Genomic DNA, 20,775 nt, shown 5'->3' with positions numbered 1-20,775 from the left:
GATGACGACGCAACAGAGTGAACCGAACGCCGAAGTCCTGAGCGAAGTGCGCGGCGGCGTGGGCCTGATCACGCTGAATCGCCCGCGTGCGCTCAACGCGCTGTCGCTGTCCATGGTGCGTGCGCTCATGCAGGTGCTGCTCGAATGGCAGCACGACGCGCGCGTGCAGGCTGTGGCGATCCGCGGCAGCAACAAGGATGGCGCATTCGGGGCGTTCTGCGCGGGTGGTGACATCCGCTTCTTGCACCAGGCAGGCAGCCAGGGCGACCCGAAGATAGAGGACTTCTTCACCGAAGAATACGTGCTCAACCACTTCACGCACCACTACCCCAAGCCCTACATCGCGTTCATGGACGGCATCGTCATGGGCGGCGGCATGGGCATCAGCCAGGGCGGCAGCCTGCGCATCGTGACCGAGCGCACCAAAATGGCCATGCCCGAGACGGGCATAGGCCTGTTCCCCGACGTGGGCGGCGGCTACTTTCTCTCGCGCTGCCCCGGCCACGTGGGCGAGTGGCTCGCACTCACGGGCGAGACCATCGGCGCGGGCGACGCGATCGCCTTCGGCCTCGCCGACGGCTGCCTGCCCGCCGCGCAGCAGGCCGCGGTGTGGGATGCGATCGCCACGCAGCCGTTTGCCGACGGCGCCGCGATCGAGGCCTTCATAAAAGCAAAATTCGTAGCTGCCAGCGCAGACCACGCAAGCCTCAGAGCCCAAATAGACCACTATTTTTCGCTGCCCACGGTGCGCGACATCGTGCAGGCGCTCGAAGCCGCCGACAGCGACTGGGCGCGCGCCACCGCGGCCACGCTGCGCCGCCGCTCGCCGCTCATGCTGCACGTGGTGCTGGAGCAGATCCGCCGCGCGCGCCACCTGGGTCTTGCCGACGACTTGCGCATGGAGCGCGACATCGTGCGCCACTGCTTCTTCCTGCGCCCCGGCCAGAGCGAAACCGTCGAAGGCATACGCGCGCTCGCCATCGACAAAGACCACCAGCCGCGCTGGAACCCGCCGCGCATCGAAGACGTCACGCCCGAGATGTGGCAGCCCTTCTTCGAGAGCCCCTGGCCCACCTGGGCGCATCCGCTCCGAATGCTATCGTGATGAGAGCTTCTAGTGCTTGATATATATGGACTTCATACACAAAAGTGTCTGAAGTATTGATGAATCAAGCGCTAGCAGCTTCTATATCGATAGTGAGCGCCTCTGGGGACGGACGGACAGGCTGCTGGCTTGGGTGCGCACCTGTTCAGCGCTGGCGGCTCTTGAGCGCGCGCTCGACTTCGCGCTTGCCCTCGCGCTCCTTGATGGTGTCGCGCTTGTCGTGCTCGGCCTTGCCCTTGGCGAGCGCGATCTCGCACTTCACGCGGCCGTTCTTCCAGTGCAGGTTCAGCGGCACCAGCGTGTAGCCTTTTTGCTCGACCTTGCCGATCAGGCGTTTGATCTCGTCCTTGTGCAGCAGCAGCTTTTTGGTGCGCGCGGCGTAGGCGCGCACGTGTGTCGAGGCGGTGCGCAGCGGGTTGATCTGGCAGCCGATCAAAAACAGCTCGCCGCCTTTGATCAGCACGTAGCCGTCGGTGAGCTGCACCTTGCCCTCGCGCAGCGCCTTGACCTCCCAGCCCTCCAGCACCATGCCAGCTTCATAGCGCTCTTCGAAGAAATAGTTGTAGGCCGCTTTTTTGTTTTCGGCAATGCGGGATGAGGTGTCGGGTTTTTTCGCCATGGGGTCGTAGATGCGGGGTGCGGCGCGCAAATCCAAGGGAATGAAGCCCCTGAAAGCTCTGCCTACAATCCGGGGCGCGTGCGAAAACGCGGAGCGGGCCGTGCACGCTGTGGCAGGTCGCCGCTGGTTCGTTTGCGGCGCGGGCCCGCGATTGTAAGAGTCTGCCCGTATGCGCGTTTCGATCCTTCTGTCGTCTGCATGAAAACCGTCCACAAGTCCGTCCTCATCTGGTACAGCCCGCAGGAAATGTTCGACCTCGTCACGCAGGTCCAGCACTACCCGGAGTTTCTTCCCTGGTGCGACCACGCTGCCGTGCTCGAGTGCACCCAGACGGGCATGGTGGCCGAGGTGGGCCTTGCGCTGGGCGGTATCCGCCAGACCTTCGTCACGCGCAACACGCACGAGCCGGGGCGGCGCGTGCAGGTGCAACTTGTCAAAGGGCCGTTCTCGCAGCTCGAAGGCGACTGGCAGTTTCACCCCGTGGGCGACGGCACGCAGCGCGCGTGCCGCGTCGAGCTGCGGCTGCATTACGGCTTTTCGAACAGGGCGCTCGCGGCGCTGGTGGGCCCGGTGTTCGACCGTATCGCCAACAGTCTGGTCGATGCCTTCGTGCAGCGCGCCGAGAAGGTCTATGGCTGACACGCCCGATGCGCTCATCCCGGTGACCGTGGTGGTGTGCCTTGCACCGCGTAGTGTGCGTGAGCTGGAGTTGCAGCTGCCCGCAGGCGCCACGGTCGCCGATGCGCTGCGCGCGAGCGGTGTCGATGTCGTGCAGCCGACGGACGCAGCGGCGGCAGAAGAAACCCTGGCCGGGCTTCACTGCGGCATCTGGGGGCGCAAAGTGGCGCTCACGCAGCGCCTCGTGCCACTCGACCGGGTGGAGGTCTATCGGCCGCTACAGGTCGACCCCAAGCACGCGCGGCGCGAGCGCTTCACGCTCCAGGGCAAGCGCGGCAGCGGCTTGTTTGCCAAGCGCAAGGCCGACACGGCCAAGGGTGGATCGAGCGGGGCGTAGTCGCTCAAGGTCGCGCGGGGCGCGCCCGGCACAGCGAAGGCGCAGACCCGCGACGAAGGCGCAGCCCCTCAGGGCGCGCACTCGGTCGCGATGATGCCTTCGAGGCGCTTGGTTTCGGCGGCGCGGCCAGCCTCGTCGAGGAACACGCGCTCGCCCTGCGCATTCGTGGTCGCGATGAGGCGGCCCGCGTCGTAAGCGGCCTTGGCCTGGCGCGCGCGGGCACAGTTTTCGGCCTTGATTTTGGCGATTTTTTCGGCTTCGGCCTTCTTTTTCGCGGCTTCTGCGGCCTCGGCCTGGGCCTTTTTCTCTTCGAGCTCTTTGTCTTTGCCGCTGGCAGCTGCGGTGCTGGCCGCCGCGGCAGGGGTAGAGGCGGCATCGGCCGCGGGCACCGGGGGTGTGCTGCGTTGGCTGCTGGTGCTGCCGGGTTGCTTGAGGATGTTTTTGTCCGGAATGTCCACGGGCGGCGGCCGGTCGCTGAAGACCTTGCGGCCGTCCTTGTCTATCCATTGCCATTGGGCCGCGGCGCCGAGCGAGAAGGCGCAGGCCAGGGTGAGCAAAAGCAGTTTGGACGTTTTCATGGGGGCAGAGTGTAGGGCAGATTCCGCGCCAAAGATTCATGCGCAGGGCCATGGATACAATTCGTTTTTTGGAGCTTTCACATGCGCCTACTCGGAAAAGCGCTCACCTTCGACGACGTGTTGCTGGTGCCAGCCTACTCCCAGGTCCTGCCCAAGGACACGTCCCTTGCGACCCAGTTTTCACGCAACATCCGCCTGAATCTGCCGCTCGTCTCCGCCGCCATGGATACCGTGACCGAGGCGCGTTTGGCGATCGCCATCGCGCAAGAGGGCGGCATGGGCATAGTGCACAAAAACCTCACGCCGCAGGAGCAGGCGGCGCAGGTGGCCAAGGTCAAGCGCTACGAATCGGGCGTGCTGCGTGACCCGGTGGTCATCACGCCCGAGCACACCGTGCTGCAGGTGCTGCAGTTGTCGCAAGAGCTCGGCGTGTCGGGCTTTCCGGTATGCGACGGCGGCAAGGTGGTGGGTATCGTCACGGGGCGCGATTTGCGCTTCGAAACGCGCTACGACGTCAAAGTGCGCGAGATCATGACGCCGCGCGAAAAGCTCATCACCGTGAACGAAAAAGACGCCACCACGCCTGAGCAGGCCAAGGCCTTGCTGCACAAGCACAAGCTCGAACGCCTGCTGGTGGTCAACGATGCCTTCGAGCTCAAGGGCCTGATCACGGTCAAGGACATCACCAAGCAGACCAGCTTTCCGAACGCCGCGCGCGACGAGTCCGGGCGCCTGCGCGTGGGCGCGGCCGTGGGTGTGGGCGAGGGCACCGAAGAGCGCGTCGAAGCGCTGGTGCGTGCGGGCGTCGATGCCGTCGTGGTCGATACCGCGCACGGCCACAGCAAGGGCGTGATAGAGCGCGTACGCTGGGTCAAGCAGCACTACCCGCAGGTCGAGGTGGTCGGCGGCAACATCGCCACCGGCGCCGCGGCCCTCGCGCTGGTCGAGGCCGGCGCCGATGCGGTCAAGGTCGGCATAGGCCCGGGCTCGATCTGCACCACGCGCATCGTGGCCGGTGTGGGCGTGCCGCAGATCATGGCCATAGACAGCGTGGCCACCGCGCTCAAAGGCACGGGCGTGCCGCTGATCGCCGACGGCGGCATCCGCTTCAGCGGCGACGTGGCCAAGGCACTGGCCGCGGGCGCGAGCACGGTGATGATGGGCGGCGTGTTCGCCGGCACCGAGGAAGCGCCGGGCGAGGTCATCCTCTACCAGGGGCGCAGCTACAAGAGCTACCGCGGCATGGGCAGCTTGGGCGCGATGCAGCAAGGCAGCGCCGACCGCTATTTTCAAGAGAGCAGCACCGGCAATCCCAATGCGGACAAACTCGTTCCGGAAGGCATAGAAGGGCGGGTGCCGTACAAAGGTTCGGTGGTGTCCATCATCTTCCAGATGGCGGGCGGCGTGCGCGCGGCGATGGGCTACTGCGGCTGCGCGACCATCCAGGAAATGAACGAAAAATCCGAATTCGTCGAGATCACCACTGCGGGCATACGCGAGAGCCACGTGCACGACGTGCAGATCACCAAAGAGGCGCCCAACTACCGCGCCGACTGACTGGCAACCTTCTCACAGGCCCGAACCCTCCCGATGCGGCGTTCGGGCTTTTGCATTTTTTCCTCGGCCTCCCGCCATGCAACACGACAAAATCCTCATCCTCGACTTCGGCTCCCAGGTCACGCAGCTCATCGCCCGGCGCGTGCGTGAGGCGCATGTGTATTGCGAAGTGCACCCTTGCGACGTGAGCGACGAGTGGGTGCGCCAGTATGCCGCTGACGGACACCTCAAGGGCGTCATCCTGTCGGGCAGCCACGCCAGCGTCTATGAGGTCGATGACCGCGCGCCCGACGCCGTGTTCGCGCTCGGCGTGCCTGTGCTTGGCATCTGCTACGGCATGCAGACCATGGCGCAGCAGCTCGGCGGCAGGGTCGAAGGCAGCGCCACGCGCGAATTCGGCTACGCCGAGCTGCGCGCGCATGGCCACACCCGGCTGCTCACCGGCATAGAAGATTTCACGACGCCAGAGGGGCACGGCATGCTCAAAGTGTGGATGAGCCACGGCGACAAGGTCACCGAACTGCCGCCCGGCTTCAAAGTCATGGCCAGCACGCCGAGCTGCCAGATTGCCGGCATGGCCGACGAGGCGCGGCGCTTTTATGGCGTACAGTTCCACCCCGAGGTCACGCACACGGTGCAGGGCCGCGCGCTGCTGGAGCGCTTCGTGCTCGAGATTTGCGGCGCCCAGCCTGACTGGATCATGCAAAACCACATCGAGGAGGCCGTGCAACACATCCGCGCGCAGGTGGGCGACGAGGAAGTGATCCTGGGCCTGTCGGGCGGCGTCGATTCGAGCGTGGCTGCGGCGCTGATCCACCGCGCGATCGGCGAGCAGCTGACCTGCGTGTTCGTCGATCATGGCCTGCTGCGCTTGCACGAGGGCGACATGGTCATGGAGATGTTCGCCGGCAAACTGCACGCCAAGGTGGTGCGCGTGGATGCGAGCGAACTCTTTTTGCGTGAGCTCGCGGGCGTCAGCGACCCCGAGCAAAAGCGCAAGATCATCGGCCGCCTGTTCGTCGAGGTCTTCAAGGCCGAGGCCGAAAAGCTCAAGGCCGCGCGCCCTGGCAGCAAGGGCGCGCAGTGGCTCGCGCAGGGCACCATCTACCCCGACGTGATCGAATCAGGCGGCGCCAAGAGCAAAAAGGCCGTCACCATCAAAAGCCACCACAACGTCGGCGGCCTGCCCGAGCAGCTGGGCCTGAAGCTGCTGGAGCCGCTGCGCGACCTGTTCAAGGACGAGGTGCGCGAACTCGGCGTGGCGCTGGGCCTGCCGCACGACATGGTGTACCGCCACCCCTTCCCCGGCCCGGGCCTGGGCGTGCGCATTTTGGGCGAGGTCAAGAAGGAATACGCCGACCTGCTGCGCCGCGCGGACGCGATCTTCATCGAAGAACTGCGCTCGACCCTGGAGCACAACAGCGGCAAGAGCTGGTACGACCTGACCAGCCAGGCGTTCACCGTGTTCCTGCCCGTCAAGAGCGTGGGCGTGATGGGCGACGGCCGCACCTACGACTGGGTGGTGGCCCTGCGCGCCGTGCAAACCAGCGACTTCATGACCGCCGACTGGGCCGAACTGCCTTATGCGCTGCTCAAAAAAGTGAGCAGCCGCATCATCAACGAAGTGCGCGGCATCAACCGAGTGACCTACGACGTGAGCTCCAAGCCGCCGGCGACGATAGAGTGGGAGTGACGCAATATAAGTTCACACCGTTCCAGATCGTTCGGATGGGGCGGTGTTGCACTTCGGATTTGTGAGCACCACCCCAAAAATGAGAGCGCCCTCAGCGTCCCGCAGAGGGTGTTTGCAGCATTTTCATGGCCGAGCCCAGAAGAGTCGCGACTTCGCTCATGTTGCTGGGCACGATCAGCGTGGTGTTCGCGTCCGCGGCGACCTTGCCGTAGGCTTCCACGGCTTTTTCGGCGACCTTGAGCTGCACCGCCTGCTCGCCGCCGGGCTGGCGGATGGCGGCGGCCACGCGCGTCAGGGCCTCGGCGGTGGCTTCGGCCACGGCGAGGATGGAGGCCGCTTCGCCCTGGGCATTGTTGATCGCGGCCTGTTTTTCGCCTTCGGAGCGCGCGATGAAGGCCTCGCGTTCGCCCGTGGCGAGGTTGATCTGCTCTTGTCGCTTGCCTTCGGAGGCCGCGATCAGCGCGCGCTTTTCGCGCTCGGCGGTGATCTGCGCCTGCATGGAGCGCAGGATTTCGGCGGGCGGGGTGAGGTCTTTGATTTCGTAGCGCAGCACCTTCACGCCCCAGTTGAGCGCGGCCTCGTCGATGGCGTTGACCACCTGGGCGTTGATCATCTCGCGCTCCTCAAAGGTTTTGTCGAGCTCGAGCCTGCCGATCACGCTGCGCAGCGTGGTCTGCGCGAGCTGCGTGATCGCGACCACGTAGTTCGAGGCGCCGTAGCTCGCGCGCATGGGGTCGGTGACCTGGAAGTAGAGGATGCCGTCGACCTTGAGCTGCGTGTTGTCCTTGGTGATGCAGACCTGTTCGGGCACGTCGAGCGGGATTTCCTTGAGGCTGTGCTTGTAGGCGATTTTGTCGATGAAGGGCACGATGAAGTTGAGCCCTGGCGCGAGCGTGCCGGCGTATTTGCCCAGGCGTTCCTTGACCCAGGCGTGCTGCTGCGGCACGACCTGCACCGAACGCGCGATGAAGATGACGGCGATGATGAAGACGACGATGGCGATTTGCATGGCGGGTCTCGGTGTGGGGTGGTGAAGGAAAAGATCGAAGAAAGCGCTTGCAAGGCCGTCAAGCAGGATCAGCGGAATCAGCGCGGTCGGCCGCAGCGATGGGCTCCACCAGCAGGCGGCTGCCCACGAGCTCGGCCACGCGGTGCGCGCCGGGGCGCGGCGTGGCGCCGGGGCGGTGCATGGCCGTCCAGAGCGTGCCGCGGTAGCGCACGGTGGCAGTGCCGTCGGGGTTCCATTGGGTGATGGTGACGGTCTCGCCCACGTCGAGGTTCACGCTGCGGTCGGCGCGCGCCGAAGGGGCGCCCGCGGGCCTTTTGCGCACGAGGTAGCAGGCCAGCACCGCGCCCATGCCCACCGCGGCAGCGCTGAGGGTTTGCGCCAGCGTGCCCAGGCCCGCATGCGCCGCGAGCGCGCCCGCGGCCAGGCCCAGCGCCAGCATGAGCAGGTAAAAAGTGCCCGTGAGCAGCTCGGCCAGCACGGCCACGCCGCTCATCAGCCACCAGAGGGTGGGGGTTTCCATGGGGCTCCCTCTCCAGAAACGAAGTGCCGCTATTGTGCGGGATGCGTTGCCCGTACCTATCGGGTGGCGTGGCGCGAAGAGGGGCCGCAAGCGGATGAGGAGGGCTCGCGACAGGGTCACGCAGATTCCGTACACTTCGCGCCTTTCTTTGGATGCCGCACATGGCGCGGCGGCGCAAAGCACGGAGGCTGTGCATGAAGTTTCGTTTTCCCATCGTCATCATCGACGAAGACTACCGCTCCGAAAACACCTCGGGGCTGGGCATTCGCGCGCTGGCGCAGGCCATAGAGGCCGAAGGCTTCGAGGTGCTGGGCGTGACCAGTTATGGCGACTTGTCGCAGTTTGCGCAGCAGCAAAGCCGCGCCAGCGCCTTCATTTTGTCGATCGACGACGAGGAATTCACACCCGGGCCGGACCTGGACCCTGCGGTGCTGAACCTGCGCAGCTTCATCGAGCAGGTGCGGCGCAAGAACACCGACGTGCCCATTTACCTGCACGGCGAGACCAAGACCAGCCGCCACCTGCCCAACGACATCCTGCGCGAGCTGCACGGCTTCATCCATATGTTCGAGGACACGCCCGAGTTCGTCGCCAAGCACATCGTGCGCGAGGCCAAGAGCTACCTCGAGGGCATACAGCCGCCGTTTTTCAAGGCGCTGCTCGACTACGCCGAAGACGGTTCGTATTCGTGGCACTGCCCCGGGCATTCGGGCGGCGTGGCCTTTCTCAAAAGCCCGATCGGCCAGATGTACCACCAGTTCTACGGTGAAAACATGCTGCGCGCCGACGTTTGCAATGCAGTCGAGGAGCTGGGCCAGCTGCTCGACCACAACGGCGCCATCGGCGAGAGCGAGCGCAACGCGGCGCGCATCTTCAACGCCGACCACTGCTTTTTCGTGACCAACGGCACCAGCACGTCGAACAAGATCGTCTGGCACCACACGGTGGCGCCGGGCGACGTGGTGGTGGTCGATCGCAACTGCCACAAGTCGGTGCTGCACAGCATCATCATGACGGGCGCGATCCCCGTGTTCCTCAAGCCCACGCGCAACCACTTCGGCATCATCGGGCCGATCCCGCAAAGCGAGTTCGCGCCCGCCGCCATAGAGGCCAAGATGCGCGCGAACCCGCTGCTGCAAGGCGTGGACGTGAAAAAAGTCCGCCCGCGCGTGCTCACGCTCACGCAGTCCACCTACGACGGCGTGCTCTACAACACCGAAACCATCAAGTCCATGGTCGACGGCTACGTGGACAACCTGCACTTCGACGAGGCCTGGCTGCCGCACGCGGCGTTTCACCCGTTTTACGGCAGCTACCACGCCATGGGCAAAAAGCGCGCGCGCCCCAGGCATTCGGTGGTGTATTCGACGCAGTCGATCCACAAGTTGCTGGCCGGCATCAGCCAGGCGAGCCATGTGCTCGTGCAGGACTCGCAAACCATCAAGCTCGACCGGCACCTGTTCAACGAAGCCTATCTGATGCACACCAGCACCAGCCCGCAATACAGCATCATCGCGAGCTGCGACGTGGCCGCGGCGATGATGGAGCCGCCCGGCGGCACGGCGCTGGTCGAGGAGAGCATCCTCGAGGCGCTGGACTTTCGCCGCGCGATGCGCAAGGTCGAGGCCGAGTTTGGCGAGAACGACTGGTGGTTCAAGGTCTGGGGGCCGCAAAAACTCGTCGAAGAGGACATTGGCCGCGCCGAGGACTGGATCTTCCGCCGTGATGGCCGCAGCGCCGGTGTTGCGGGTGACGATTGGCACGGCTTCGGCGAGCTGGCCGACGGCTTCAACATGCTCGACCCGATCAAGTCCACCATCGTCACGCCGGGGCTGAACCTCGACGGCAAGTTCGACCCCACGGGCATCCCCGCGTCCATCGTCACCAAATACTTGGCCGAGCACGGCGTGGTGGTCGAAAAGACCGGGCTCTACAGCTTTTTCATCATGTTCACCATCGGCATCACCAAGGGCCGCTGGAACACCTTGCTCACGGCGCTGCAGCAGTTCAAGGACGATTACGAGAAAAACCAGCCCATGTGGCGCATCCTGCCCGAGTTCTGCCAGCAGCATCGGCGCTACGAGCGCATGGGCCTGCGCGACTTGTGCCAGCATGTGCACGAGATGTACGCCAAGTACGACATCGCGCGCCTCACGACCGAGATGTACCTGTCGGACCTGCAGCCGGCGATGAACCCGGCCGACGCCTACGCGCACATTGCGCAGCGCAAGACCGAGCGCGTGGAGATCGACCACCTCGAAGGCCGCATCACCGTGGGCCTGCTCACGCCCTATCCGCCGGGCATTCCGCTCTTGATCCCGGGTGAGGTATTCAACCGCAAGATCGTCGATTACCTCAAGTTTGCGCGCGAGTTTGCCAAGCTGTGCCCGGGCTTCGAGACCGACATCCATGGCCTGGTCGAAGAGATCGACGCGCACGGCCAGGTGCGCTTTTATGCCGACTGCGTGGCCCAAAAACCGCATCGGCAACCCAAACACCTGGCCACCGCCGACAACCTGGTGCAGCTGGGCGACGACGGGCCTTACGGCAGGATTCTTTGATTGTCACCAGCCCCGGCGCTCTGGCGCGGCTTGGCCGGGCGGGCGCTGGCGCAGCGCGGCGTCTATCAGGGCCGCGGTGTGTTCGCGTTCGGCGTCGAGGGCGAAGTCCCGTGCCGTGAGGCCCAGCTGGTTTTTCAGCGTCGGGTCTGCGCCCTCTTGCAGCAGCAGGCGCACGATGTCATCGCTGCCGTAGCGCGCGGCCAGCATCAGCGGGGTGCTGCCGTTGGGCGATGTGGCGTCGATGTAGGCAGAGTGTTCGAGCAGCAGCGCGACGATCTGTGCATGTTGCGGCGTGCCGCCCGAGACGGCGTAGTGCAGCGGCGCCCAGCCGGGCTGGTTCACGTCGGCGCCGCGTGCGAGCAGGGCCTGCACGGCGGGCAGGTTGCCCTTGATGGCGGCGAGCATGAGCGGCGTCTCGCCGCGTGCGTTGTGCGCATTCACATCCACCTGGGGCGATTGCAGCAGCGCAAAAAAGACCTTGTCGGATTCGAGCTGCAGCGCCAGCAGCAGGCCTTTGTCGCCGCGTTCGTTGGGCGTGTTGGGGTCGAAGCCACGGCGCAGCAAGTCGGTGATGGTGGCGGGGTTGTCGCGGATGATGGCCGTGAAGAAGTCGTCATACGAGCCGGCGCGCGCCCCCGTGTGCATCGAAAAAAATAGCGCAAACGGCAAGACCAGCAAGCGCAAACGGCACAAAACGGTCTGAAAACGGACGCTCATGGACTGCGTCTCAAGCCGCGCCGGGGCGAAACAGCGCGTCGAAATTGCGGCTCGTGGCCTCGGCCACGGCTGCTATCGGCAGGCTCTTGACCTGCGCGATTTGCTGCGCCACCAGCGGCACGTAGGCCGGGGTGTTGGTCTTGCCGCGGTGCGGTGCGGGCGCGAGAAAGGGGCTGTCGGTCTCGATCAGCATGCGCTCCAGCGGCACGTAGGCGACCACGTCGCGCAAGTCCTGCGCGTTCTTGAAGGTCACGATGCCCGAAAAAGACAGGTAGTAGCCGAGGTCGAGCACGGCGCGCGCCACCTGCAGCGACTCGGTGAAGCAGTGGAACACGCCGCCCGCGCTCGGGCCGGTGCTTTGGCTTGCGCTGCCTTCACCTTCTTCGCGCAGGATGGCCAGGGTGTCGTCCGCGGCGCTGCGGGTGTGCACCACGAGCGGCTTGCCGCAGGCGCGCGCGGCGCGGATGTGGGTGCGAAAGCGCGCGCGCTGCCACTCCAGGTCGGCGATGCTGCGCCCGCCCTTGCGCTCTTGCATGCCGTAATAGTCCAGCCCCGTCTCGCCGATCGCGAGCACGCGCGGCAGCGTGGCGCGCTGCTGCAAGTCCTGCTGCGTGGGCTCGTACACGCCCTCGTTGTCGGGGTGCACGCCCACGGTGCACCAGAAGTTGTCGTAGGCCAGGGCGAGCGCGTGCACCTCTTCGAATTCCTCGATCGTGGTGCAGATGCACAGCGCGCGCGTGACCTGCGCGGCGGCCATGGCGGTGCGGATCGCGGGCAGCTGACTAGCGAGTTCGGGGAAAGTGAGGTGGCAGTGGGAATCGGTGAACATGCAACAACGGCCGGCCGGTGAGGGCGCGGGCAAATGGGCGGGGCAGTGGCGGGCGCAGGCGTGCAGATGCGCTCAGATCGTTTGCGTGGGCCGGTCGGAATTCAGCGCCGCGCCGAGGATCTCCTCTATCTTGACCTTGAGCTGGCGTGACTTTTCGTCCGCGGGGAACTGTATGCCCACGCCCGGTTTGCGATTGCCGCTGGCGTTGGGCGGGTTGATCCAGGCCACGCGCCCCGCGATGGGGTAGCGTTGCGTGCCCTCTGGCAGCGTGAGCAGCACATAGACGTCGTCGCCCAGGCGGTATTCGCGCTCGGTGGGCACGAAGATGCCGCCTTCCTGGAAATAAGGGATGTAGGCGGCGTAGAGCGCGGCCTTTTCCTTGATGGCCAGCTGCATGACGCTGGGGCGCGGGGTGGATGTGCTCATGGTGGGTGAGAAAAAATTAGCGTCCTGAGTGTAGGACGGCCTGCGCCCCGGCCACAAGCGCTTCGAGCATGAGCCCGGGGTTGAAAGGGTGTTCGGCCGTGCGCGCCGCCTGCGTCAAGGTGCGCGCCCAGCGCGTGAGCGTGGCAAGCGGTGGCGCCTGCGCGGGCTGGGGCAGGTCGGCCGGCGCGAAGTAGCGCGGCGCGGCGCCCACGCGCACGGCCAGCAGGTCGTGGCAGAGCTTTTGCAGGCTGCCCACGACCTGCGTAGGGGCCAGGCCTGCGAGCACACCGGCCTCGCCACGCGCGAGCGCACGTGGCAGCGCGGCCCAGTCCTGCGGCTTGAGGCCCGCGTGTGCGAGCGCCAGCGCATCCTCGGGGCGCTCTCCCGCGGCGCGCAGCAGGGCCTGCGCGGTGTCGGCGGGCACGCCTTGCGCTTTGAGCCACGCCAGCGCGTCGGCCGCCTGCGGCCAGGCCATGGCGTGGCCCAGGCAGCGGCTGCGGATGGTGGGCAAAAGCTGGTGCGCGGCCTCGCTCGCGAGCACGAAGCGCGTGTCGCCCGGCGGCTCTTCGAGCGTCTTGAGCAGGGCGTTGGCCGCGACGGTGTTCATCTGCTCGGCCGGATAGACCAGCACGGCCTTGCCGCGTGAACGTGCAGCCGTGCGCTGGCTGAATTCCACCGCCTCGCGCATGGCTTCGACGCGGATTTCGCGGCTGGGCTTGCGCTTTTTGTCGTCGATCTCGGCCTGCGCCTTTTCGGGCAGCGGCCAGCCCAGCGCGAGCAGCGTGGTTTCGGGCATGAGCACGCACAGGTCGGCGTGCGTGTGCACAGCGATGGCGTGGCAGCTCGCGCAGCTGCCGCAGGCGCCTTGCGCGCCCGGCGCGTCGCAGAGCCAGGCGCGCACCAGCTCCAGCGCGAGCGCCAACTGCCCCAGGCCCGAGGGGCCGTGCAGCAGCCAGGCGTGGCCGCGCTGGGCCAGCAGCTGCGTGCGCTGCGCGGCAATCCAGGGCGGGACTGCGGTGGCGGCGGTGGCACTCATGCGGCGTTCGAGGGCATGTGGGCTGGGCTGGTGGCAGACGATCCAGCAGCCGGAGCGGGCAGCCAGCCGCGCTCGGCAAGCACCGCGCAGATTTGCTGCCAGACCTGCGTGCGCTCCTGCGCGGCGTCCAGGCGTGCAAAGCGCTGCGGCGCGGCGGCCGCACGCGCGGCGTAGCCCTGCGCCACGCGGCGGAAAAATTCCACGGGCTGCGCCTCGAAGCGGTCCGGCAGGCGCACACCGGCCAGGCGCTGCGCCGCGGTTTCGGGGGGCAGGTCGAACCAGAGCGTCACGTCGGGCTCCAGCATCAAACCGGGCATTTGCGCAATACCCGTCTGCGCCATCAGCTCCAACTGCGATAGCATTTCGAAATCCACACCCCGGCCCGCGCCCTGGTAGGCGAAGGTGGCATCGGTGAAGCGGTCGCACAGCACCACGGCGTCGCGCGCGAGCGCGGGGCCTATGACCTGCACGAGGTGGTCGCGGCGCGCGGCAAAGGCCAGCAGCGCCTCGGTCAGCGCGTCCATGGGCTCGGTGAGCAGCAGGGCGCGCAGCTTTTCCGCAAGCGGCGTGCCGCCGGGCTCGCGCGTGCACACCACCTCGCGCCCCTGCGCGCGAAACGCCTGCGCGAGCGCCTCGAGGTGTGAGGACTTGCCCGCACCGTCTATGCCTTCGAAGCTGATGAACAAGCCGGGACGTGCCATGGAAGTCCTTGTCGTGGAAGAAGAGGGTAGAGCGCGATCATCCCAAAATTCCGCGGCCTTGCCGTGCGCCGTTCGCGCTCACTGCCCACGCTGGTAGCGGCGCACGGCGCGCGCGTGCGCGTCGAGCGACTCGTTGAATTCGCTGCTGCCGTCACCGCGTGCGACGAAATACAGCGCACGTGTGCGTTCGGGCTGCACCGCGGCAAGCAGCGCGGCCTTGCCGGGCATGGCGATGGGCGTGGGCGGCAGGCCGGGGCGGGTGTAGGTGTTCCAGGGCGTGTCGGCCAGCAGGTCGCGCCGGCGCAGGTTGCCGTCGAAGGCCGTGCCCAGGCCGTAGATCACGCTCGGGTCGGTTTGCAGCAGCATGCCGGCGCGCAGGCGGTTGATGAACACGCCCGCAATGCGCGCGCGGTCGGCGGCAAGGCCCGTTTCTTTCTCGACCAGGCTCGCGAGGATCAGGGCCTCGTCGGGGCTGGTGAGCGGCAGGTCGGGCGCGCGCTGCGCCCAGGTCGCGGCCAGTTGCCGGTCCATCGCGTGCAGCGCGCGGCGCAGGATGGCGAGGTCGCTGCTGCCTTTGGCGTAGGTGTAGGTGTCCGGGAAAAAGCGCCCCTCGGGCGCGACGCCGGGGCGGCCCAGGCGCGCCATCAGCGCCTCGTCCGACAAATTGGCCGAATCGGGCTTGAGCTGCTCGGCGCGCGCGAGCGCCGCACGCACCTGCCGGAAGTTCCAGCCCTCGACGAGGGTGAAGGCCAGCAGCGTCTCCTCTCCGCGCACCAGTTTTAGCAGCAGGCTGCGCGGCGTGGTGCCGGGCGGGATTTCGTAGTTGCCGGCCTTGATGCGCCGGTCCTGCCCCGAAAGGCGAAACCAGGCGTAGAGCAGCCGCGCATCGCTGTGCGCCCCCGCGGCCACGGCAAGGCGCGCGACCTCGCGCGGCGTGGTGCCGGGTTCGATCGCGAGCTCCAGCGTCTCAGGGCCGGGGTTCAGCGGCTGCTGCAGCCACCAGACGCTGGCCGCGCCCAGGGCGAGCAGCACCAGCAGCGCCCCGGCAAGCAGCCGGGTCAGCAGGCGTCGCAGCATCGTAGGTATCTTTGCGCAAAGAAAAAGAGCGGGGATGATAATGGAGCCATGCCTACGGATTCCAACCCTCCCGATCCCTCTCAGCTCCTCAACGGCGTGGCGCCGATCACGCATCTGGGCGTGCTGCGCGCGCAGGGCGAGGATGCTGCGGCCTTCCTGCACGCCCAGCTCACGCAGGATTTTTTGCAGCTCGATTTGCAGCACGCGCGCCTGGCGGCCTTCCTCTCGGCCAAGGGGCGCATGCAGGCGAGCTTCATAGGCTTCAAGCGCAGCGCCACCGAAGTGCTGCTGCTGTGCAGCCGTGACCTGCTCGCACCCACGCTCAAGCGCCTGGCCATGTTCGTGCTGCGCGCCAAGCTGCGCCTGAGCGACGCCACGCCAGAATTCGCGCTCTACGGCCTTGCCGGCAGTGCTGTTAAAACCATAGCTGGTAGCGCACGTCCCGCCTGGGCTAAGGCTGATTTTGATGCTGCAAGCGTGGTGCATTTGTACCCTGCGCTGGGGCAGCCGCGCGCGCTCTGGGTCGGGCCCGTGGATGCGCCCGCGCCCGCAGGGCCGGCCTTGGACGCGGGCCTGTGGCTGTGGAGCGAGGTGCGCAGCGGCGTCGCCACGCTGAGCGCGCCCGTGGTCGATCTATTCGTGCCGCAGATGCTCAACTACGAGTCGGTGGGCGGCGTGAACTTCCACAAAGGCTGTTATCCGGGCCAGGAGGTGGTGGCGCGCAGCCAGTACCGCGGTACGCTCAAACGCCGCGCTTATCTCGCGCACGCCGACGTGCCCATCGCCGTTGCGGCGGAGATTTTTGCTGCATCCGACCCTGAGCAGCCCTGCGGCACCGTGGTGCAGGTGGCGGACGCGCCGGGCGGCGGCGTGGACGCGATCGTGTGCCTGCAAACCGCCGCCGCCGAGCAGCCGCTGCACGTGCCGCAGCCCGCAGCGCAGCCCGTGCCGCTTGCCTTGCTGCCTTTGCCTTACCCGTTGCTTGAAGAAGTGTGAGCGGGCCGCTTCACAAGGCGCGCTGCATGGTCACGTGCGCGATGCCTGCTTCTTCGTAGGGCGCGCCCACGGTCTCGAAACCCGCGCGGCGGTAAAAGCCCTCGGCGCTGCACTGCGCGTGCAGCTGCGCGACGCGGTCGCCGCGGGCGCGTGCCGCGGCCAGCAGCGCTTCGAGAATCCTGCGCCCCCACTGCTGGCCGCGTACCGAGTGCTCCACGGCCATGCGGCCTATGCGCGCCACGCCCTGCGACTCCTGCGTGAGCCGGCCCGTGGCCACGGGCATGCCGAGCCGGTTGTAGGCCACCGCGTGCAAGGCCGTGGGGTCGAAGGCGTCTGCGTCTTCCTCGGCGGGGATGCCCTGCTCGTGCACGAACACGGCCATGCGCAGCTGCGTGGCGTCGCGCCCCAGCGTGTTCCAGTCGCCGGTGCGCACCTCCACCATCTCGGCGCCCGCCTCATAGTCGGCAAAGATGTCGCGCAGTGCGGCGGGGATGGGGCGCGAAGTCTGCGTTTGCAGGTCGGAAAACACGTACACGATCTCGCCCGAGACCAGCGGCTTGTCGTCGCGGAAGATGGCCGCGATGAAGCGGCACGAGGAATTGCCCAGGTGCGCGCAGCGCATGCCGACCTGCAGCGCGTCGTCCACACGCGCCGGCGCGTGGTATTCGAGCGTGGCCTTCTTCACCACCATCTCGCCGCCCAGCACCTGCATCGCGGCCTCATAAGGCAGCGCGACGGCGCGCCAGTATTCGGACATGGCCGTGTCGATGTAGGTCAGGTAGTGGCCGTTGAAGACGATTTTTTGCATGTCCACCTCGGCCCAGCGCACGCGCAGGCGCAGCAGGCAGCGGAAGTCTTTGCGGTGCATGTTCAGTTCCCTTCGAAAGCGCGACGCAGGGCGCGCGCCGCGTCTGCGTGGGCCTGGCGCGCTTCGGGCAGCACGCGGCCCATTTTGATGAATTCGTGCGTCACGCCGCGGTAGATTTCGAGCTCCACGGGCACGCCCGCGGCGCGCAGCTTGTCAGCGTAGTTTAAGAGCCTATTTCGGCAGGAAACATGCCTCGCGCCATGGCCTTGCGCGATGCCTGGCTAGGCGCAGGGGGCGACGTGGAGCGGTGCTCCACGAGCCACCTGCAACACCGCCAGGGGCGCGCAAGGCCATGGCCCTTCGGGTTGCGATCAGGGGCGGCGTCTGCGGCGTTGCTGCGCTTGTCCAGGCATGTAGCATGGACGGCGCGCTGCGCCTTGCATCCATCCGCCCCTGATCGCAACGCGAGGCATGTTTTCTGCCGAAATAGGCTCCCAAGCCCTCATCGACGAGCGGGTCGCACTCGGCCAGGCCGATCCAGGCCGGCGCCACGCCTTCCACATCGGGCGCAAGCAGGGGCGCAAAGCGCCAGTCCGTGCGCTCCGCAGGATTGCGCACGTAGTGGCCGAAGAACCATTCGATCGCTGGCGCCTCGAGCACCAGCCCCTGCGCGTAGCGGCGGTGCGAGGGCGTGTCCTGGTGCGCCGCGCAGCCGGGGTAGATCAGCAACTGCAGCGCAAGCGGCAGCCCCGCGTCGCGCGCGAGGATGGCGCTCACGGCCGCGAGCGTGCCGCCCGCGCTGTCGCCGCCCACGGCCAGGCGTGCTGGGTCGGCACCGAGCGCGGGCGCATGCTGCGCGAGCCAGGCCAGCGCGTCCCAGGCATCGTGCGTGGCCGTGGGAAAGGGGTGCTCGGGCGCGAGGCGGTAGTCCAGCGACACCACCATGCAGGGCGTGCGCCGCGCCAGCTCGCGGCACAGGATGTTGTGCGTGGCAATGCTGCCTATGGTGAAGCCGCCGCCGTGCAGGTACAGCAGCAGCGGCAGTGCTGGTGCCTGTGCGCGGGTGCTGGGCGCATAAAGGCGCGCGGGCAGCGGCCAGCCGTCACGCGCCGGGATGTGCAGGTCTTCCACGCGCGGCAGGGGCGCGCGCGGCACTTCGAGCACTTCGGCGCCGGCAGCGTAAGCGGCGCGGGCCGCCTGCGGCGTGAGGTTGTGCAGCGGCGGCCGCGCGGCGCGCGCCATGCGCTCGAGCACGCCGCGCATCTGCGGCGTGAGCTGCGCGCGGTGCAGGTGGTAGGCGGCGTGGGTGTCCTGCGGGGGCATGATGATGGGGTCGCTGGCTGGCATGGGTTTGGCCGCACGGGCCGATGTGGGGGCTGGTCGTTGTTTGGCTATTTGTTGGTTTGGTTATTTGAACTGCACCTGCACGGGCGCGGCGCCGCTGAGGCCCTCGTAGCGCACCGTCACGGTCAGCCCCGGCTTGGGCGGTTGCAGCGCCGAGAACGAGCCGAGGCTGACCAGGTCGCCCGGCTGCAGCGCGAGTCCTTCCTGCGCAAGCGCCTGCGCCAGCCACACCACGGCATTCAGCGGGTGGCCCAGGATTTCACTGCCTTTTCCGCCACCAATGCGCTTGCCATCAGCGTCAGCCACTATCACATCCATATCGCGCAGGGCGTCGAGCAGCGCGTAGCGCTCAGCGCGGAAGGCGGGCACGGGCAGCGGGGTTCCAGCCACACCCAGGCGCGCGCCGGCGTTGATCGCCGCCACGCCCGCGCCGTCGAGCCGGGGCGGAGCTTGCACGAGCAGATCGGGCAGCTCGATGAACGGAATCACCTGGTCTATGGCCTGCAGCACCTCCATCGGCGTTTTCGCCTGGTTCACGGCATTGCTGCGCACGCGCACCAGCATGTCGGCCTCGAACAACGGCCGCGCGCCGAAGGCGGCTTCCACCGTGGCGCCGTTGGGCAGCACCATCCCTTCGTAGAGCTTGCCCCAGACCGGCTGTTTGGTGCCAAAGCGCTGCTGCACCGCAGGGTTCGTGAGCGCGGCCTTGTAGCCGATCACCTTGCCCAAGTGCTTTTCGAGTTGCGCATCGAACTTGGCGCGCGTGCACGCGGCATCGGCCTCGGACAGTTTCTCGGGGTTGGGCGCGGGCGTCCTGGCGAGGTAGTGGGCCGTGAGGTCTGCCACCTGGGCGTCGCTCAGGCATTCGGCCTGCGCGCCTGTCGCGCAGGCGACGGCCAAGGCGAGGGCAATGAGGGTTTGTCGGGGTCGCATGGGTGTCTCCTGGTTGTAAAGTGAAAGGGGAGTGCAGCAGGCTACCGTAATCCGGCGCGCACTTTCGTTCATCGGCATTTTCGCTTGGGCACCATGGCTTCCATCTACTACGTCACCCAGATTCAATTCGACTTCGGCGCCGTGCGCCTGCTGCCGCAGGAGTGCGCGCGCGTGGGCATCACACGCCCGCTCGTGGTCACGGACGCCGGCGTGCGCGCTGCCGGCGTGCTGGACAAAGCCTTGGCGGCGCTGCAGTCGCCGCAGGGTGGTTTGCCCGTCACGGTGTTCGACCAGACGCCCTCCAACCCCACCGAGGCCGCCGTGCGCGTGGCCGTGCAGCTGTACCGCGCGCACCAGTGCGACGGCCTGATCGCCGTGGGCGGTGGCTCGGCGATCGACTGCGCCAAGGGCATCGCCATCGCTGCCACGCACCCGGGGCCGCTGGTGCACTACGCCACCATCGAGGGCGGCTCGCCGCGCATCACCGACCGCGTGGCGCCCGTGATCGCCGTGCCCACCACGAGCGGTACGGGCAGCGAGGTGGCGCGTGGCGCCATCCTCATCGTCGAAGACCGGCGCAAGCTCGGCTTTCACTCGTGGCACCTGGTGCCGCGCGCGGCCATCTGCGACCCCGAACTCACGCTGGGCCTGCCGCCCGGCCTCACGGCCGCCACAGGCATGGACGCGATCGCACACTGCATGGAAACTTTTATGTCGGCGGCCTTCAACCCACCCGCTGACGGCATCGCGCTCGACGGCCTCGCGCGCGGCTGGGCGCATATCGAAGCCGCCACGCGCGATGGCCAGAACCGCACGGCGCGCTTGCAAATGATGAGCGCGAGCATGCAGGGCGCGCTCGCTTTCCAGAAAGGCCTGGGCTGCGTGCATTCGCTGAGCCACAGCCTCGGCGGCCTGAGCCCACACCTGCACCACGGCACGCTCAACGCCATTTTTCTGCCCGCCGTGGTCGTATTCAACGCCGCGAGCCCCAGCGTGCAGCAGGAGCGGCGCATGGAGCGCATGGCGCAGGCCATGGGCCTGGCGAGCGCGGACGACATCCCCGCCGCGCTGCGCGCCATGAACGCACGCCTGGGTCTGCCCACCGGGCTCGCAGCCCTGGGCGTAAAACCCGAACAGTTCGACGCCGTGATCCGCGGCGCGCTCGCCGACCACTGCCACCAGACCAACCCGCGCCTCGCGAGCGCCGACGACTACCGCGCTATGCTGCAGGCTTCGATGTAAAAACAAAAA

The 20,775-nt window shown here is 67.2% G+C and carries 22 protein-coding genes; 8 read left to right on the top strand and 14 right to left on the bottom strand.

Annotated elements, in window-relative coordinates; translation table 11 throughout:
* The first annotated feature begins 1 nt into the window (after nucleotide 1).
* Nucleotides 2-1,105, top strand: a complete 1,104-nt coding sequence (locus FK527_RS09310; protein WP_144732593.1) for an enoyl-CoA hydratase/isomerase family protein — start codon at nucleotides 2-4, stop codon at nucleotides 1,103-1,105.
* A 145-nt stretch (nucleotides 1,106-1,250) separates the two neighbouring features.
* On the opposite strand, the gene smpB is transcribed toward FK527_RS09310, so the two are convergent.
* Nucleotides 1,251-1,724 carry an SsrA-binding protein SmpB gene (gene smpB, locus FK527_RS09305; protein ID WP_144732643.1) on the bottom strand — a complete coding sequence of 158 codons (474 nt, stop codon included), beginning with the start codon at nucleotides 1,722-1,724 and terminating at the stop codon, nucleotides 1,251-1,253.
* A gap of 198 nt (nucleotides 1,725-1,922) precedes the next feature.
* On the opposite strand from smpB, the gene FK527_RS09300 reads away from it, so the two are divergent.
* On the top strand, nucleotides 1,923-2,363 hold the full coding sequence (locus tag FK527_RS09300) for a type II toxin-antitoxin system RatA family toxin (RefSeq protein WP_144732589.1): 441 nt from the start codon (nucleotides 1,923-1,925) through the stop codon (nucleotides 2,361-2,363).
* Nucleotides 2,356-2,739 carry an RnfH family protein gene (locus tag FK527_RS09295; protein ID WP_144732586.1) on the top strand — a complete coding sequence of 128 codons (384 nt, stop codon included), beginning with the start codon at nucleotides 2,356-2,358 and terminating at the stop codon, nucleotides 2,737-2,739. The genes FK527_RS09300 and FK527_RS09295 overlap by 8 nt, the downstream gene beginning before the upstream one ends.
* 68 nt (nucleotides 2,740-2,807) lie before the next feature.
* Here the strand turns inward: FK527_RS09295 and FK527_RS09290 are convergent, their stop codons facing one another.
* Nucleotides 2,808-3,317, bottom strand: a complete 510-nt coding sequence (locus FK527_RS09290) for a DUF4124 domain-containing protein (RefSeq protein WP_144732583.1) — start codon at nucleotides 3,315-3,317, stop codon at nucleotides 2,808-2,810.
* An 81-nt stretch (nucleotides 3,318-3,398) separates the two neighbouring features.
* Between FK527_RS09290 and guaB the strand changes: the two genes are divergently transcribed.
* Nucleotides 3,399-4,874, top strand: coding sequence for an IMP dehydrogenase (gene guaB / locus FK527_RS09285; RefSeq protein WP_144732580.1), 1,476 nt, complete (start codon nucleotides 3,399-3,401; stop codon nucleotides 4,872-4,874).
* Nucleotides 4,875-4,950: 76 nt separating this feature from the next.
* Nucleotides 4,951-6,567: a glutamine-hydrolyzing GMP synthase gene (gene guaA, locus FK527_RS09280; RefSeq protein ID WP_144732577.1), complete on the top strand. Its 1,617-nt coding sequence runs from the start codon at nucleotides 4,951-4,953 to the stop codon at nucleotides 6,565-6,567.
* 91 nt (nucleotides 6,568-6,658) lie between these two features.
* On the opposite strand, the gene FK527_RS09275 is transcribed toward guaA, so the two are convergent.
* Both FK527_RS09275 and FK527_RS09270 read right to left on the bottom strand, forming a co-directional pair.
* Entirely contained in the window at nucleotides 6,659-7,576 is a 918-nt protein-coding gene (locus FK527_RS09275; RefSeq protein WP_144732575.1) for an SPFH domain-containing protein, read from the bottom strand.
* A 58-nt stretch (nucleotides 7,577-7,634) separates the two neighbouring features.
* Complete coding sequence (locus FK527_RS09270; protein WP_144732572.1) at nucleotides 7,635-8,096, bottom strand: NfeD family protein; 462 nt, start codon at nucleotides 8,094-8,096, stop codon at nucleotides 7,635-7,637.
* Nucleotides 8,097-8,290: 194 nt separating this feature from the next.
* Here FK527_RS09270 and FK527_RS09265 point away from each other — a divergent pair, with 194 nt between their 5' ends.
* Nucleotides 8,291-10,657: an arginine/lysine/ornithine decarboxylase gene (locus tag FK527_RS09265; RefSeq protein ID WP_144732569.1), complete on the top strand. Its 2,367-nt coding sequence runs from the start codon at nucleotides 8,291-8,293 to the stop codon at nucleotides 10,655-10,657.
* A 3-nt stretch (nucleotides 10,658-10,660) separates the two neighbouring features.
* Here FK527_RS09265 and FK527_RS09260 read toward each other — a convergent pair whose 3' ends face one another.
* The 6 genes from FK527_RS09260 to mltG all read right to left on the bottom strand — a co-directional run bounded on the left by FK527_RS09260 (nucleotide 10,661) and on the right by mltG (nucleotide 15,443).
* On the bottom strand, nucleotides 10,661-11,302 hold the full coding sequence (locus tag FK527_RS09260) for an ankyrin repeat domain-containing protein (protein WP_186298419.1): 642 nt from the start codon (nucleotides 11,300-11,302) through the stop codon (nucleotides 10,661-10,663).
* 82 nt (nucleotides 11,303-11,384) lie between these two features.
* Entirely contained in the window at nucleotides 11,385-12,203 is an 819-nt protein-coding gene (locus tag FK527_RS09255; RefSeq protein ID WP_144732566.1) for a TatD family hydrolase, read from the bottom strand.
* Nucleotides 12,204-12,275: 72 nt separating this feature from the next.
* The gene (locus FK527_RS09250; RefSeq protein ID WP_144732564.1) at nucleotides 12,276-12,629 is read right to left on the bottom strand and encodes a PilZ domain-containing protein; all 354 of its coding nucleotides are present in this window, start codon (nucleotides 12,627-12,629) and stop codon (nucleotides 12,276-12,278) included.
* Nucleotides 12,630-12,645: 16 nt separating this feature from the next.
* Nucleotides 12,646-13,665, bottom strand: a complete 1,020-nt coding sequence (locus tag FK527_RS09245; protein WP_144732561.1) for a DNA polymerase III subunit delta' — start codon at nucleotides 13,663-13,665, stop codon at nucleotides 12,646-12,648.
* Nucleotides 13,662-14,366, bottom strand: coding sequence for a dTMP kinase (gene tmk, locus FK527_RS09240; RefSeq protein ID WP_144732558.1), 705 nt, complete (start codon nucleotides 14,364-14,366; stop codon nucleotides 13,662-13,664). Before tmk ends, FK527_RS09245 begins: the two co-directional genes overlap by 4 nt.
* A gap of 78 nt (nucleotides 14,367-14,444) precedes the next feature.
* The gene (mltG, locus tag FK527_RS09235; protein ID WP_144732555.1) at nucleotides 14,445-15,443 is read right to left on the bottom strand and encodes an endolytic transglycosylase MltG; all 999 of its coding nucleotides are present in this window, start codon (nucleotides 15,441-15,443) and stop codon (nucleotides 14,445-14,447) included.
* Between the two features lie 48 nt (nucleotides 15,444-15,491).
* Here mltG and ygfZ point away from each other — a divergent pair, with 48 nt between their 5' ends.
* Entirely contained in the window at nucleotides 15,492-16,439 is a 948-nt protein-coding gene (gene ygfZ / locus FK527_RS09230; protein ID WP_144732551.1) for a CAF17-like 4Fe-4S cluster assembly/insertion protein YgfZ, read from the top strand.
* A gap of 10 nt (nucleotides 16,440-16,449) precedes the next feature.
* Here the strand turns inward: ygfZ and FK527_RS09225 are convergent, their stop codons facing one another.
* The 4 genes from FK527_RS09225 to FK527_RS09210 form a co-directional block, all read right to left on the bottom strand.
* On the bottom strand, nucleotides 16,450-17,307 hold the full coding sequence (locus FK527_RS09225) for a YbgC/FadM family acyl-CoA thioesterase (RefSeq protein WP_144732550.1): 858 nt from the start codon (nucleotides 17,305-17,307) through the stop codon (nucleotides 16,450-16,452).
* A gap of 2 nt (nucleotides 17,308-17,309) precedes the next feature.
* Complete coding sequence (locus tag FK527_RS09220) at nucleotides 17,310-17,435, bottom strand: hypothetical protein (RefSeq protein ID WP_425460430.1); 126 nt, start codon at nucleotides 17,433-17,435, stop codon at nucleotides 17,310-17,312.
* Between the two features lie 43 nt (nucleotides 17,436-17,478).
* Entirely contained in the window at nucleotides 17,479-18,570 is a 1,092-nt protein-coding gene (locus FK527_RS09215; RefSeq protein WP_144732640.1) for an alpha/beta hydrolase, read from the bottom strand.
* An 84-nt stretch (nucleotides 18,571-18,654) separates the two neighbouring features.
* A complete protein-coding gene (locus FK527_RS09210; RefSeq protein WP_144732547.1) occupies nucleotides 18,655-19,524 on the bottom strand; it encodes a 2-keto-4-pentenoate hydratase in 870 nt (289 codons plus the stop codon).
* Nucleotides 19,525-19,617: 93 nt separating this feature from the next.
* On the opposite strand from FK527_RS09210, the gene FK527_RS09205 reads away from it, so the two are divergent.
* The gene (locus FK527_RS09205; RefSeq protein WP_144732544.1) at nucleotides 19,618-20,766 is read left to right on the top strand and encodes an iron-containing alcohol dehydrogenase; all 1,149 of its coding nucleotides are present in this window, start codon (nucleotides 19,618-19,620) and stop codon (nucleotides 20,764-20,766) included.
* Nucleotides 20,767-20,775 lie beyond the last annotated feature (9 nt).

The organism is Extensimonas perlucida, assembly GCF_007655255.1.
GTDB lineage: Bacteria > Pseudomonadota > Gammaproteobacteria > Burkholderiales > Burkholderiaceae_C > Extensimonas > Extensimonas perlucida.
This window is presented reverse-complemented; position numbering and strand designations above follow the sequence as displayed.

Bases quoted from the DNA above. Each gene is read 5' to 3' on its own strand.
- FK527_RS09310 (WP_144732593.1), top strand. From the start codon at position 2: ATGACGACGCAACAGAGTGAACCGAACGCCGAAGTCCTGAGCGAAGTG.
- smpB (WP_144732643.1), bottom strand. From the start codon at position 1,724: ATGGCGAAAAAACCCGACACCTCATCCCGCATTGCCGAAAACAAAAAA.
- FK527_RS09300 (WP_144732589.1), top strand. From the start codon at position 1,923: ATGAAAACCGTCCACAAGTCCGTCCTCATCTGGTACAGCCCGCAGGAA.
- FK527_RS09295 (WP_144732586.1), top strand. From the start codon at position 2,356: ATGGCTGACACGCCCGATGCGCTCATCCCGGTGACCGTGGTGGTGTGC.
- FK527_RS09290 (WP_144732583.1), bottom strand. From the start codon at position 3,317: ATGAAAACGTCCAAACTGCTTTTGCTCACCCTGGCCTGCGCCTTCTCG.
- guaB (WP_144732580.1), top strand. From the start codon at position 3,399: ATGCGCCTACTCGGAAAAGCGCTCACCTTCGACGACGTGTTGCTGGTG.
- guaA (WP_144732577.1), top strand. From the start codon at position 4,951: ATGCAACACGACAAAATCCTCATCCTCGACTTCGGCTCCCAGGTCACG.
- FK527_RS09275 (WP_144732575.1), bottom strand. From the start codon at position 7,576: ATGCAAATCGCCATCGTCGTCTTCATCATCGCCGTCATCTTCATCGCG.
- FK527_RS09270 (WP_144732572.1), bottom strand. From the start codon at position 8,096: ATGGAAACCCCCACCCTCTGGTGGCTGATGAGCGGCGTGGCCGTGCTG.
- FK527_RS09265 (WP_144732569.1), top strand. From the start codon at position 8,291: ATGAAGTTTCGTTTTCCCATCGTCATCATCGACGAAGACTACCGCTCC.
- FK527_RS09260 (WP_186298419.1), bottom strand. From the start codon at position 11,302: ATGCACACGGGGGCGCGCGCCGGCTCGTATGACGACTTCTTCACGGCC.
- FK527_RS09255 (WP_144732566.1), bottom strand. From the start codon at position 12,203: ATGTTCACCGATTCCCACTGCCACCTCACTTTCCCCGAACTCGCTAGT.
- FK527_RS09250 (WP_144732564.1), bottom strand. From the start codon at position 12,629: ATGAGCACATCCACCCCGCGCCCCAGCGTCATGCAGCTGGCCATCAAG.
- FK527_RS09245 (WP_144732561.1), bottom strand. From the start codon at position 13,665: ATGAGTGCCACCGCCGCCACCGCAGTCCCGCCCTGGATTGCCGCGCAG.
- tmk (WP_144732558.1), bottom strand. From the start codon at position 14,366: ATGGCACGTCCCGGCTTGTTCATCAGCTTCGAAGGCATAGACGGTGCG.
- mltG (WP_144732555.1), bottom strand. From the start codon at position 15,443: ATGCTGCGACGCCTGCTGACCCGGCTGCTTGCCGGGGCGCTGCTGGTG.
- ygfZ (WP_144732551.1), top strand. From the start codon at position 15,492: ATGCCTACGGATTCCAACCCTCCCGATCCCTCTCAGCTCCTCAACGGC.
- FK527_RS09225 (WP_144732550.1), bottom strand. From the start codon at position 17,307: ATGCACCGCAAAGACTTCCGCTGCCTGCTGCGCCTGCGCGTGCGCTGG.
- FK527_RS09215 (WP_144732640.1), bottom strand. From the start codon at position 18,570: ATGCCCCCGCAGGACACCCACGCCGCCTACCACCTGCACCGCGCGCAG.
- FK527_RS09210 (WP_144732547.1), bottom strand. From the start codon at position 19,524: ATGCGACCCCGACAAACCCTCATTGCCCTCGCCTTGGCCGTCGCCTGC.
- FK527_RS09205 (WP_144732544.1), top strand. From the start codon at position 19,618: ATGGCTTCCATCTACTACGTCACCCAGATTCAATTCGACTTCGGCGCC.